16 protein-coding genes are annotated in these 12,529 nt (G+C 63.0%); 2 read left to right on the forward strand and 14 right to left on the reverse strand.

Going from position 1 to position 12,529, the window contains the following annotated elements; translation table 11 throughout:
• The 14 genes from QMG56_RS16600 to QMG56_RS16665 all read right to left on the reverse strand — a co-directional run.
• Positions 1-751: TraU family protein (locus QMG56_RS16600; protein ID WP_281823432.1), on the reverse strand; the 751-nt coding region annotated here is incomplete at its 3' end.
• Complete coding sequence (locus tag QMG56_RS16605; RefSeq protein WP_088183803.1) at positions 748-1,017, reverse strand: hypothetical protein; 270 nt, start codon at positions 1,015-1,017, stop codon at positions 748-750. The genes QMG56_RS16605 and QMG56_RS16600, both read right to left, overlap by 4 nt.
• Positions 1,017-1,673, reverse strand: a complete 657-nt coding sequence (gene traW, locus QMG56_RS16610; protein WP_281823438.1) for a type-F conjugative transfer system protein TraW — start codon at positions 1,671-1,673, stop codon at positions 1,017-1,019. The genes QMG56_RS16605 and traW overlap by 1 nt, the downstream gene beginning before the upstream one ends.
• Positions 1,670-2,206, reverse strand: coding sequence for a S26 family signal peptidase (locus QMG56_RS16615; protein WP_281823439.1), 537 nt, complete (start codon positions 2,204-2,206; stop codon positions 1,670-1,672). The genes traW and QMG56_RS16615 overlap by 4 nt, the downstream gene beginning before the upstream one ends.
• On the reverse strand, positions 2,187-2,873 hold the full coding sequence (locus tag QMG56_RS16620) for a TrbI F-type domain-containing protein (RefSeq protein WP_281823440.1): 687 nt from the start codon (positions 2,871-2,873) through the stop codon (positions 2,187-2,189). The genes QMG56_RS16615 and QMG56_RS16620 overlap by 20 nt, the downstream gene beginning before the upstream one ends.
• Entirely contained in the window at positions 2,866-3,231 is a 366-nt protein-coding gene (locus QMG56_RS16625) for a hypothetical protein (RefSeq protein WP_010405691.1), read from the reverse strand. The genes QMG56_RS16620 and QMG56_RS16625 overlap by 8 nt, the downstream gene beginning before the upstream one ends.
• Before the next feature lie 4 nt (positions 3,232-3,235).
• Positions 3,236-5,827 carry a type IV secretion system protein TraC gene (traC, locus tag QMG56_RS16630; RefSeq protein ID WP_281823442.1) on the reverse strand — a complete coding sequence of 864 codons (2,592 nt, stop codon included), beginning with the start codon at positions 5,825-5,827 and terminating at the stop codon, positions 3,236-3,238.
• 1 nt (position 5,828) lies between these two features.
• Positions 5,829-6,842, reverse strand: coding sequence for a type IV conjugative transfer system lipoprotein TraV (gene traV / locus QMG56_RS16635; RefSeq protein WP_281823444.1), 1,014 nt, complete (start codon positions 6,840-6,842; stop codon positions 5,829-5,831).
• Complete coding sequence (locus QMG56_RS16640) at positions 6,839-7,723, reverse strand: DsbC family protein (RefSeq protein ID WP_281823445.1); 885 nt, start codon at positions 7,721-7,723, stop codon at positions 6,839-6,841. Before QMG56_RS16640 ends, traV begins: the two co-directional genes overlap by 4 nt.
• The gene (locus tag QMG56_RS16645; RefSeq protein WP_281823447.1) at positions 7,710-9,038 is read right to left on the reverse strand and encodes a TrbI/VirB10 family protein; all 1,329 of its coding nucleotides are present in this window, start codon (positions 9,036-9,038) and stop codon (positions 7,710-7,712) included. The genes QMG56_RS16640 and QMG56_RS16645 overlap by 14 nt, the downstream gene beginning before the upstream one ends.
• A 1-nt stretch (position 9,039) precedes the next feature.
• Positions 9,040-9,843 (reverse strand): type-F conjugative transfer system secretin TraK, encoded by an 804-nt coding sequence (locus tag QMG56_RS16650; RefSeq protein WP_375713717.1) that lies wholly within the window; start codon positions 9,841-9,843, stop codon positions 9,040-9,042.
• Positions 9,843-10,409 (reverse strand): type IV conjugative transfer system protein TraE, encoded by a 567-nt coding sequence (locus QMG56_RS16655; RefSeq protein WP_281823450.1) that lies wholly within the window; start codon positions 10,407-10,409, stop codon positions 9,843-9,845. Before QMG56_RS16655 ends, QMG56_RS16650 begins: the two co-directional genes overlap by 1 nt.
• A 1-nt stretch (position 10,410) precedes the next feature.
• Positions 10,411-10,701, reverse strand: coding sequence for a type IV conjugative transfer system protein TraL (gene traL, locus QMG56_RS16660; RefSeq protein WP_137788430.1), 291 nt, complete (start codon positions 10,699-10,701; stop codon positions 10,411-10,413).
• Between the two features lie 58 nt (positions 10,702-10,759).
• Positions 10,760-11,080, reverse strand: a complete 321-nt coding sequence (locus QMG56_RS16665; protein ID WP_281823453.1) for a hypothetical protein — start codon at positions 11,078-11,080, stop codon at positions 10,760-10,762.
• A 414-nt stretch (positions 11,081-11,494) separates the two neighbouring features.
• On the opposite strand from QMG56_RS16665, the gene QMG56_RS16670 reads away from it, so the two are divergent.
• Positions 11,495-11,884, forward strand: coding sequence for a hypothetical protein (locus QMG56_RS16670; RefSeq protein ID WP_281823455.1), 390 nt, complete (start codon positions 11,495-11,497; stop codon positions 11,882-11,884).
• A gap of 150 nt (positions 11,885-12,034) precedes the next feature.
• Positions 12,035-12,529, forward strand: a complete 495-nt coding sequence (locus tag QMG56_RS16675) for an XRE family transcriptional regulator (protein WP_281823456.1) — start codon at positions 12,035-12,037, stop codon at positions 12,527-12,529.

Consider the following 12,529-nt stretch of genomic DNA (forward strand, 5'->3'; position numbering starts at 1 on the left):
GCGCGAGCCGCGAGGATTGGACGTGCCCGATCGAGGACGGGATGTTCCCGTTGAGCGGATACATCGAGCCCTGACAACCGGCGCACCAGAATAGCGGATCGAGCGGTAGATGGACGGTTCCGGCGATACAGTCGCCCGCACACGCGGCCTGGGCGATTGGGTTGGCGAAGACGATCGCTTCGGGATTGATCAGCGCTGCCAGAGAGTCATCCTGCCAGAGCGGATCGACCTCGGTCATGTAGGCGATGTCGAATGACGCCTGCTCGAAACAGGCGAAGTCGGTCAGGATCTCCATCCAGTAGAGAAGCGGATAGACATACCAGTGGACGTGCCATTTTGCCGTACTTTGGGAGCGGCCGCCGACCATGGACGGCCCGGTCAGATAGCCCTGACCGATATCGAACCCTGGCGCGATCCGGATGCCGCCAAGGTTGGGGAAACACCACGGCTTCATCGTCACGTCCGCGAGGCGCGCCGGCTCCCAGAACCCGACCGATATGCCGATGCGCGGGAGCGGGTCGGCGCAGGCGCAGATGGGCGATGCGGGATTGCTGGGATCGGGGCGGCTGCTCGGCCAAATCTTCAAGGCGCCGACGGAGAGCGGAAAGAGGCAGGACCAACAAACATCGGTGATCGGATTGACGAACTTGCCATTGCAGGTCGGCCCGGCCGCGGTTGCCGGGGGCGCCAGAGCGATCATCGCAAGCAAGAACGCGAAGAGGCCGAAGAGGCGGCGAGGCAGCCCGGTCATTCGCCCCCTCCCACGCTTTCAAGGAAAGCTCGGTCGGCGCGCTGCTTTCGGAGCAGGTAAAGACAGGTGTGTGCGGCGGTCGCGAACAGGATCAGGGCGGCGCCGATTGGCGCCACGCGGCCAATCGCGTGGCGCAGCGGCGAGAAGAGACCAACGACGAGGGCGCAAGTGAGGCATAGCGCTTGCCAGGTGAACCGCATGCGACGAAGCGCAGGGGTCTCCGGCGCAGCCATCGGCGTGCGAAGAAGGTCGAGCCAAAGCGGCATCAACCGGCCCTCCCCTTCTCGAGCGCCTGCTCGGACACACGCATCACGCGGCCGTTCTGCTGCACGACCGCGGGCGTATGTTCGATGCCGAAACGTGAGGTGAGCTTGCCCTCCTGGTCGAAGTAGAAGCGGCGTTTCCGGTTCGTCATCTCCTCGATTGGCGAGCCGCTGACGAAAATGATCTTGGCATTGAGATCGGTGTACCGGCTCGTGGCCCAGGCGATCTGATTTGCATCGTCGCCATCGACGAACACGAGCGCCTGTTTGATCGCGACGAAGTCGAGCGGATTGATGCGCTGTCCGGCGCGGCCGATGAGGTTGCCCTTCTGGTCACGAATATCGTGCTCGAGCTGGACAGTCGGGTCATAGGTCCAGTCTCTGGTCTCGGTCGCAGGTGAAAGACCCGCAACGGGAGTGGGTCGCCGAACCTTCGCTTCGACGCGCTTGGCGAACATCTCGTTGGTGCGCGCGAGTTCGCCGGTCGCCTCAGCGCGTTTCAACCGCGCTTCGATCGTCGAAAGCAGATCCGGCTCGATGACCGGGAAGGCCTGGCCAGTCTGCCCATAGTCACGCGCCTCGATGCGCGCAGGGCTCATGGCAAAGGCGGCTATACCGAGGAGCACGGCCGCTCCACCAACGGCGAGCAGCCGCTTCACAGCACGGGCTCCCCGACACCGACAATCTGGCGGCCGCAGACGAAACCGATTTCGGCGTAACGGCTGTCGAACCCATCGCGGTGGGGAGACCCGGCATAATAGCAACCCGAGGGGATCGCGCCCTCCGCGCCCGGCGTCAGCGGCTCGCCAAAGCGCGTGAGCGGTTTCATCTGCCCGATGGGCTTGCCGTTGATCGTCACGACCATTCCGCGGTGCGCGACCACATCGCCCGGCATGCCATAGACGATCTTGCCGAACATCTGAGGTTTCGTCCCAAAATGGCGGCGCAGAAGCGCGCTCTGCGGCGGATCGAAGAACACGTAGTCGCCGCGCGCCGGCGGTTGGTGCCGGCGGATGAGGAAAGCCCAATTGGGGAGGGAATCGCTCGCGTTGATGAGGAAGACGTGGCCGTCGCGCCATGAGCTCATCGCACTAACTAGCCCCGTTCCGACGAGCGCAACGACCAGCATCGCCCACATGCGCTTGCGCGGCCGCCAGCGTGGGGCGGAGAGCTCACTGACCGCCGTTGCCATCGGGGCCTCCAAAGGTTGAGATCGACGGTCCGGACACCTGCCCAGGCGCCGGCTGCGGCAACGGTTGCGCGAACGAACCGCTGGCGGACGGATCCTGCGGAGAGATCGCCTGCGCACCAGCCATAGGGTCGATCTGTCCCGACGGTGCCAAGGGCGGTTGCCGCGCGGCGATGAGCGCAGCCTGAGCGGCCGACAGCTCCTGCATGCGCTGCAGCTGCTCGACGGAAACGCGTTTCGGCTCCGGAACCCCGGACGCGAACACCGCCTTCTTCAGGCTCTCCGTGATGTCCGGCACATTCTTGGTGAGGACCGCCTCGCCGACCAGCACGACTTGCCCGCCCTCGCTCCGGCGTTGCAGCTCCTTGTCGAGCGAAGACATGAAAGCCCTCATCTCGGACTGGACCCGATCGGGCGGCGAGCCCGAAAATCGCTGGGCCTCGACATAATCGCCCACCAGCGCCGACAGCCTGGCCGAGACGATGTGATCCTGCTTCGGCGCCGTGAGAGCGCGCGTGACCCACATCCCCCAGATCAACAGCGCCAACGTGACCAGGCCGATGATGATCTGCTGTCGCGTGAAGCCTCCAAAGCCAACCCGGCGCTTTGGAAGCGCGGCTTGGGACGCGGGAGGTGCGGGCGGGAGGTCGAGTTCGGGTTGATCAGCCATGATCGCGGGTCCCTTCCTGCGTGCGGTCGGGCAGGATGCGATCCCGGCGGAAGGTGATGATGGCCGCCGAGAGGATCATGTGCGCGATCGCGAAAATGTTGAGAAATGCGCCGGTCCGGGCCTGATCGGCGGCGACATAGCGCGTGGTGAAATTGTTGAGCTGGTGGATGAAGCCGTCGAAGGAGAAGCCCCCGATCGCGAGGAAGAACAGGAAGAACAGCCCCCAGGTGATCAGCAACGTGCTACCTAAGAATCCAAACCCATGGAGCGTGAAGTAGAGGACGGACCGCCACTCGGCCGCCGTCAACCTGCCCTTGCGCGTAATGGAGGTCGTCACATCGTCAGCGTCCGTCGCCATGATCCTACTCCGCGGCGATCGCGATCTCGTCCGCCTCGACGAGATTGCTCACCCATTTTTCGGGATTGTCGGGAAAGGCGATCCGCTCGATCGCTTCGTCCATGCTCATGCCCTCTGCGATCAGCGCGTCGATCGCAGCGAATGTCCTCGGGCTCGAGGAGAAGAGCGTGGCCGAATAGGGATCGAGCACGAGGCGGCCGACAGCGAGCGTGTCGGGCCCTTTGATCATGATGTCCGAATATTCGAAGCCATTGCGCTTCAGCGACCGCAGCAAGGCGTCGGTGTAATCGTCCATCTCGAAGCGATCGTGCTTCTTGAAATCCGCGATCGTCTCCGGCTTTTGCTGGAGGATGACGAACCAGTCCGAGTTCTCGAGCGCGGCGATCGAGCCGGCCGACTTGTAGTAATCATTGAGTGACTGGGTCGCGGTGACCAGCGACGCGCCGTATTTCCGGCAAGTGCGAGCATAGGTCTCGATGAAGTCGGCCATCGCGCCGCCACGGAGCATCTGCCACGCCTCGTCGAGCAGAAGCGCCTTGGGGATCGAGCGATCAAGTTTGCGCATCATCTGCTGCGACATGAACATGATCGCGGTCAGCACGACGCTGCGCAGTTCCTCGCGCGCCGAGAGGTCGGACAGCTCGAAGACGGTGAGCTGGGCGTGCAGCTCGAACGAGACTTCACCCTGAAAAAAGCGCCCGTACGTGCCTCCCGACGAGAAGGGCCGCATCGCGATCCCGAGATTAGATGCCAGCACGTTGCCGGTCGCCTCCAGGGCTGCGATCACCAGATCGATCGAGCCCTTGCTGCCATGCTCCTCCCAGACTTGGTTGACCGCACCGTCGATCAGGCCTCGCTCGGTGTCATCGAGCACGTTGATGTGGCGCGACATCTGATTGATGATCGCTTTGAGCATCGCCATGCAGTCGAGGAGATAGTCTTCGTCCTCAGCAGCCTGAGCCTGGTCGATCATCGAGAAGGGATTGAGGCAGAAGCCCGAGCTCATTGTGAATTCGACGAAGGCGCCGCCCTGCAGCTTTGCCGAGTGCTCGAACGAGCGGCCGTCGTCGATCACGACCACCTTCGCACCGGCGCCGCAGAGCGAGCCGCACAGCTCCTGGAGCGCGACCGACTTGCCTGAACCCGACTTGCCAAAGACCGCGACATTGTGGTTGCCGGCGGCATTCTCGAACGGGCTCCAGAAGAAAGGCTGGCCACGCCGGCCGATCAACAGCAAATGGGGTATCTGGCCGCCCAGATATTCGCCCTGAATCGGTGCCAGATTGGCCGCCGTCGTGGTGAGCAGCGTCCGCATCCGCTTCATGCGCTCGAGGTCCTTCGACAGGCCGTTGGCCATCGTCATCGGCATCGCGCAAAGCAGCCCCATGACTTGCAGGTAGCGGTCGTCGAGCAGGTCCCAGCCTGCAGCCCGGTAGACGGACTTGAGCACGCGCTCGTTGCTGTCGCCCTTACCCTTGGGAGAAAAGGCAGTGACGCTGAAGAACACTCGGACGAGTTTGCGACCCTGCCGGATCTCCTCGTTGACGTAGCGCCATTCCTGCGACTGATCGCGCAGCTGCGGCAGGAATTTGGACGACTTGGAATCGGCCAGGCTGGTCGTCCGCATGAACTTGAAGCTGGCCTTGTTGGTCGAGGCCTGGGCGTCGGGAAAATCGATGCACAGGTTGGTCGCAACCGGGCACGGCATGCGGAGCTTGTCGGTGAACATGTCACCGATCAGACGTGCCACGTCCCACGGCGCCCAGCGCGTCGGCAGATTGCGCACGGAGAACGACCGGACATCGAACACGTCGGGATAGATTTCGCCGATCTCAGGCGCGCCGTTGACCGTCTTGCCGGTCGGGCGGAAGCGCTCGGTCCGCAGCAACATCCGATCCGGCTCGACCTGCAACTCGATGTCGCGGCGGATTGCCTGGTCCGCGATCGGATCGAGCGGATTGTAGCTGACGGCGTCGTCGCCAGCGGCGGTGGTCGGCGAAGTGATGTCGTCGATCCATCCGATCAGCGCCACCGGATCCATCGTGCGCGCAGCCACGTTGATCGAGGCCAGCGAAGAGATGATCCCTTCCATCACCGAGACGATCTGCTCGACAGACACGCTCGACGATTCTGGGGTCGAGTAAGAAATTGCGACACGGTGGTTGCGGAGGCAGAATGGCGCGTCGGCCGATAACGAGTCCCAGACACCGTCCGTCAGAAAATCGACGCGGTGCTTGGCCATCCGTTCGTAGACGCCGCGGGCCGAATAGCGCGGCAGATACCATTTCGAGAGCCGCTCGCCGATGCGCGGTGACATCCACTGGTGGATCTGCAAACATCCCGGTGCTGGAATGCCCTCGGATAGGAACTGTGCCAGGATTTCGCCGGTGCGCTCGTCGGCTCCAACCAGTGGCGCCGCCTCGATCACAAATCCGCGCGACGCGCTGTTGTAGAAGATACCCGTCTTCGGATCGTAGCTGCGATAGGGCAGCCAATGCGCGAGCATCGGAACCGCGAGATCCGGCTGCTGGGCGTCGGGGCGCTTGCTGTCGCCGAACACGCCGGAGAGGAGATCATCGAAAAAGCGCTGCGCCATCTCAATTCTCCTGCGGCACGGACGCGGGGAATCCTGCGGCGCGGACGACTGGCTTGGCATCTGGTTTGGCTGCTGGCAGCGCCCCTCCAGCGACCGCGCTTCGCGCCGTGTCCGGAGCCTCGGTTGCCTGCGCTTGATATTGTGGACTGGCTTTCACCCGTGCGATCGCCTCGGCGCCGATGGTCGTTTTGGGCGGCGTCGCCACACCGGACGGAGTGGCATTTGTCATTTTCGACAAGGCTGGCGCTGCGCCTGGATTACCTGTTGAACCAGCGGCCCTTGGCAGCGGTTTGGGAGCTTCCGCCGGCTGCGCCTGACCCCTTTCCGCGGGCGGAACGGGTGCCGGGGCGTTGCGGCCCGCCTTGGGGGCTAGGCGAGCCGCAACGTCGGACTTGATCGCTGCGACTGGATCGGCACTGCGCGCCCGCGCAGCGGCCACCGCCGCAGGATCAGGAAGATCAGGATCGATCGCCGCGACATCGACGATCGCAGGGTCAGCGCGATCGACGGCCTCTGCGAGCGACTCCGGCATCGTGCGCATCGACGACGCGTTGCGATCAGGAATAGCGGTCGCTGATGCCAGCGATTGCTGCTGCCATTCGCCGCTCTGCACGACCGCGTGGACCGCGCTCGTCTCGTGTAGGCGGCCGCGCTCATCGATATAGGGCTGGAAGACGATCCGAAGCACACGCTCCTGAGTACGCCGCGCATCCCTGGGCTCGACAGGCACAATCTGCCTGGCAGCAGCGGTCCGAGACGTTCGCGTCTTCGGGCGGGTTTCAATATAAGGTCCGGCGGGCACCGTGTCTCTGCCACTCTCCCCCGAGATCATTGCCAGCGCGCGATCGTCAATCGACGAGGAAGGCGCGCAGATGCCATCGGGTGCGGCGCATGAGAAGCTACCTCTCACGTTGCTTCCGAACGTCGCGCACCCACTGAGCAGAGTCAGCGCCGCCAGAGCGGCCGATCCGAGTAGGAGCGGTGCTCGGCGAGATCGACCCAGCCGCCAGCTCACGACTTCGCTCCCCTGAGCCAGGCCTCGAGGAACTCCTTCGGCCGATAGCCTTCGAGGATTGCGCCGTCGCTGCGGACGATGACCGGCGTCGCGTTCAGGCCATTCTTCTGGGCGAATTTCTCATTGGCATCGAGGCCCTTGGTGTCACACGCAGCTGGCGCCTTGAACGGCTCACCCGCGTAAGCGGCATGAAGCGCCTGTTCCTGGTTTTTGGAACAGTAGACCCGATCGGCAATGTCACGGCTGCCGAGGACCGAGATCGGCCGCTCGACCACTTTCACGTCCATACCGCGCAAGACATTGGTGAGCGCACGGCAATAGCCACAGCGGAAGTCCGTAAAGATGGTGACGGTCTGCTTGGCCGCCTTATTGCCCCAAACGATCGCACCCTCGTTCGGCAGGCCGGTCAGGTTCAGAAGAGCGGGGCGCACGGGGACCGTGGTCCGCCCACTGCCGACCGCCGCTGCCGTGACCTCGCCCTCACCTTCCCCGCCGCCGGAAGCCGCGGCGGCATTCGCCTTCGCAGCCCCGCCGACCAGCATGTCTGGGTTGATCTCGAGTAGCCGGGCCGCCGTCAGATCCTGGCGCGTCTCCATATCGTAGACGCGGCCGATGATGAGATAGCGAGCACCGTGATTGACGTAGAAGAGATTGGCGCCCGCGGTCACCTCGCAGAGCCCTTCGATCTTCTCGCAATTGACCTTGGAGACTTCAGTCTTCGGCAGGCGCGCCTTCAGAAGGCCAGTGACCTTCACTTCGTCTGGACCCGCCACGTCGGCCGCCAGTGCGATGCCGGCTACGGAGATCGCGCTGATCGCCACCAGGACAGGTGCCCGCCGCGTGAAAAGACGCAGCTTTCGCAGTCGATCAATTGCGGACATACACACCCTCCAGGAAGACGATTTCGACATCGATGCCGGTCGGCATCTCGATCACAGGCTGATATTGCTCGGCGCGCTCGATCAGATATTTCGAGACGTCCTTGCCGGACTCCGCAGCACCGCCGCCGAGCGCGCGCAGGCCGACGCTGCCGAAATTGGGCGTGCGGTTGATGCTGCCCTCGCCGTCATTGGCGATGGTCGCCAGGGGCTGGTTGAAGGCGGTGTTGAGCGCGTTGCCGCCGCCACTGACCAGGCCGGCCAGGAAAGCCTGCATCGCGAGGGATCCCTCGCGGCTGACGACGCGCCCACGCACGCCGGTCTTGCCGCCAAAGGCGATGAAACCCTTCACCTCGGACACCGCATAGCGACCGCCAGGTTGTGGGCAGGTCATCTTCTGAAGCTTGACGTAGACCTTCTCGCTCGAGAGGTCGCCGCGCGCCGCGCCGTTGATGAGGCAGCCCTCGATCTTCGTCGTGAGGAGCTTGCCGTTCTGGTAGACCGAGCGTGCTGGCCCAGTGACGCGAAGCACCACGGGCAACGGGTCGGTCTGGCTGTTGACCCCGGCGCTCGCGTCGACGCCGACGATGACCTTGGCGCTCGCGAAGCTGTTTGGCGGCAGATAGTTGATGCTGTCGCTGTAGGTCGTAGTGCCCTTCGCGACGCGCGTAGCTGTGCCGGTGTCCGCCGTCTGAAAGCTGACCATCTTGACCTCGGCGCCGCTGCCGGTAGGCACGGGCCGTCCAGCGGGGCCGCCGTCGGGGCGTTGGTAGTTCGGGACGCCATTCGGACCGTACATCGCAGAAGGGCCGGGCGCCGGCGGGGGCGGTGCTGCCTTGGAAGCGACCTGCCGCCTGAGTTGGTCATTCTCCGCCTGGTAAGCTGAAAGCACCCGCGCGCCGTCGGCACGCATCGCCTGATTCTCACCTTTCAGCAGTTCGAGTTGCTGGGCGAGCTGGTCGACCCGTTGTTGCTGCCCGTTGACCGATTTCAGCTGGTTTTCGACCGACTGCATCTGGTTTTCCGAGAGCGCCATCCACTCCTGCTGGTTGAGGTTCTTGTTGACCATGTCCTTGGTCGAGACTTCGACCTTGGCGGCATCGCCCTCGGAGGACGCAGATTTTCCGCCATCGCTGCCGAAGATCCAAAACGATGATGCGATGAGCCCGGCACCGGCGACGCCCGCGAGCAACAGCCGCTGCTTTTTGCGAACGCTCTCGTTCGCGGTCAGATCGCTCGAGACGGGAGAGACGCCCTCCTCTTCTGGTCCCCCGTCGAGGGGCGCGCGCCTGCGCCGGAAGATATCCGCCAAAGCCATGTCACTGCCTCCCGTTTTGCGAGACGAGATAGGCCGTCGTGACCTTCCCTGGATCGAGCTTCGGCTCTGCGATCGACACCGCCAGCGCGCTCGACGGTGCGACGGTCGCTTCCGTCAGCGTTACCGGTGCCGGGCCCTTGTTCTCGATGCGAAGGACGCGACCGGTGAGATCGGAGCCGCGATATTCGGCGATCATCTGGACCTTGAGGGTGCCGACATAGACCGGTCGAAGCGCTCGCTGGCGCATCTCGTAGCCGTCGACGACGCTGTTCGAATACATCGCCTGCACGAGTTCGACGGCAGTTTCCTGCGGATTTGCCGCTGCTACTTGCGGCGCCGTGTCGCCGGCCTTGTCCTTAGCGATCGCCGGGTTCGAGATGAACACCTGGACCGCCTGCTCGCCCGCGATGCGGCAGACGAACTTGTAGACATAACCCCGCTTGCTGGTCGCGAAGAAGGAAAGGGCCTGACGGCCGAACCCTTCCGGCACCGATAGGTAGATATCGCCGCGGACCGGCTCGTTCACGACCGAGAAGTCGTCGGAAGGGTTGCCCGTCGAGATTTTCGAAACCGAGGCGAATTCATCCTCGACGAGGCTGATCCTGGTGAGGTCTTTTGCCGAGGCGGCGCAGTCAACCTGGCTGCCATCGGACGCCATGATCGTCTGATCGGCCCAGGCAGGGTCCGCGATCAGGAAGAAGGACAACGCGACAAGCGAAGCGCCGACGATCCGGCTCAGATAGCAGTAATAGCGGGAGAGAAAGACGGCGCCGGTCGCGGCGCTGCCAATGGCGTAGACCGACATCACTGATCCTTTTCCTTGCCGGTCGTCACCATTCCAAAGCCCACGAGCTTCAGGGACAGTCCGGAATATTGCCAATCGAAGCGGAAGGTCCGGCGCTCGCTGGAGACCACCTTGTTTCCGACGATGGTGTGCAGATCGCCGGTCACCGTGGACCACAGGTTCTTCGGATCGATTTCCATCGTCTGGATCGTGAAGAACTGCGCGATCGAGGAGCCGCGCTGCTCGTTGACGATCTTCATGAGGTCGCCGCGGATCTTGCCCTGTGCGCTCGGCGCGGTGATCTCGAGGACCGACTTCATCCAATATTCGAGGTTCGAGGGGCTTCGATCGAGGGTCAGCACCGCGGTGTCACGGGTGATTAGCTCGAGATACTCCCGCGACACCCCCGCGCTGTTGACCGCCAAGGGTCGTGCCAGGACGGGCTGCAGGACGATCTCGCGGTCGCGGGTCGCCGTGACCGTCAGCAAAATGCCCGCGAGAACGCCCAGCACTACCGATACAATCGCGAGGAGATTGCGCTGCCTCAAGACGCGTTGGCTTTGAGCGTGCGTGTAGGTGATCTCCATCTTACCCGGCCATCAGTCGGAGATAAGAGGGTGGCGTGGCCTTCATGCCGGTGAACCCGGCCGGAAGATGCCAATAGGCCAAATGGAGGAGCCAAGACGTCGCCCGCCCTGCCTTAGCCTTCTTCAGTCCCCACCAGCCTGCACCCGAAAGCACGACGCCAATGAGAATGTGCTGAGACAGGATTCCCCAGACGAACGGGATAACCATCGCCAGGAATTCATCTATCGTCCACAGCCCGATTAGCTCAGGATCGTCTAGATGAGACGGTATGACGTACTTGTCCGCGGCCATTGCACCACCCTCCCCAAAAGCCGACCGGATCTGCTATTCCGACCGACCGTCGGACCCTTCAGATCGTTGCCGTGACGGTGGAGGTGACGATCGGAATGCCGGTGCCCGCGCCGACGCCGACGCCGACCGGGATGGCGATCTGACCCATCGAGAAGCGACCCGAGGCGAGAGCCACGATGCCGCCAGCGAGCGAGAGAACGGTGATGATCTTGCCGCCCGAGCCTTCGAGGAAGTCGGTGAACTTCGTCAGGGCGGTGTCGAATGTGGTGTCAGCGCCGGCGAATGCCGGACCGGAGAACCAGAAGAAGGTGAACAGGAGCCCAGCGAGGACGAGGATCGCCAGCTCCGCTCGCCCGCTTTGTTTGAGGACAAACTGCATGTTGGTGTTTCCTTCACTTCAGGAGACGCAATCGAACCGCGCCCAAGAGTGACGGGACCAGTCGAGCGTTCGCGCCGCAAGCGGGCTGCCGGGAATCGTTTCGGATCGCCCAAAATATTCTTGAATTTGGCGGTAGCGCCCGCCGGACCGGACAGTTCGCCTCGTCTCGCGGGACAACTCGGCCCGGGATTTGGGGCGCTGCGCCCAGAAGTTTGGGACACCTTGCCCCGCAATTGCAGACAGCGCTTGTCAAAGGTAGATTCGCCAAGGCAAGACTCGCGAAATCTCAACCTTTGGACGTCACAAGGGCCGCTCTTCGGCCGCCCGTTACCGACATCCCGTGAGAAAAGGGGCAAGCACTACGTGGGCAGCACCAGCACCGCCCAAGACTGTCGTCTCCGTGTCTCGGAGGACTTGTTCCGTCTCACGACCGAGAGCCTTCGGCTTCATTCGAACGCCACCTTCGCGCATCAGTCGCTGGCAACGCTCATCGAACTTCGCGCCTATGAAGGGTCGCGTATCCACGACCACGACGTCACGACGCTTTGTGAGCATCTCGACATCGTGCCCGGGCCCGGCGAGATTTACCTCGATCTGGGCCTTGCGGCGCGCAGCCTTGATGATCTTGAGGCGATGCAGGCCGCATTCAGCCAAAAGCTCGGCACCGCGCTTGCGCTTGAGGATGCGCTCTCCCTTCTCCTGTTCGACTATGTCGTTGAACAGAAAACCTCGAAGATTTTGCAAGTTCTTGATATCGAAACGAAGCCCGCCTTACCAACGTCCGGAGGCGGCTCGCGTCATTAACGGACGCTGCTCGACCGAGCGGTAACGGGAAGCTGCTCAATCTGGCCCCAACCTTTGTTGCATTGAGTGGTTACCCATGATCCTGTTGTTCTGTCAGGTGGGCGAATGGGGGGCGGCATGTCATCTTTTCCCAAGGCTGGGGCATAGTCTGTGAACGGACTGGGCGACACCGCCGAAAGGCGCGACTATGTTCCGCTCATTCTGCGCACGATGGCCGATACCGCTACCGCGCAGCGCAAACTGGCCGGCAAAACCGGCATCAGCAAAAGCCGCCTCGGGGTACTTCTCCATCGCGATCCGGCCAAGCGCACACAGATGACTGTGGTGGAGTTCGAGACGATCCTGCACGCGCTCGGCACCAATATCGTACAGGCCTTCATCCACCTTGAGACCTTCCCGCCCGCCGAGCTGATTAGCGACGAGCGCCACGCGACGTTGATCATGATGTTATGCGAATTTTTTGTCTCACTGCCGAAGAAGCTCATCGAAGTCCTTGATGAGCTCGACGGTCTAGACGGTTCCGAAGTCCGCAAAGAATGGGCTTCGCCGCTTCAGAAAGCGGTGATAAAGCGTATCGCGGACGAAGTGGTAGCCGTGACGGAACGGCGCGCCCGCCTTGCTCAAAGCGATGAATTCCACCTTTAA

It is taken from the genome of Sphingobium sp. BS19 (genome assembly GCF_027925545.1).
Classification (GTDB): domain Bacteria; phylum Pseudomonadota; class Alphaproteobacteria; order Sphingomonadales; family Sphingomonadaceae; genus Sphingobium.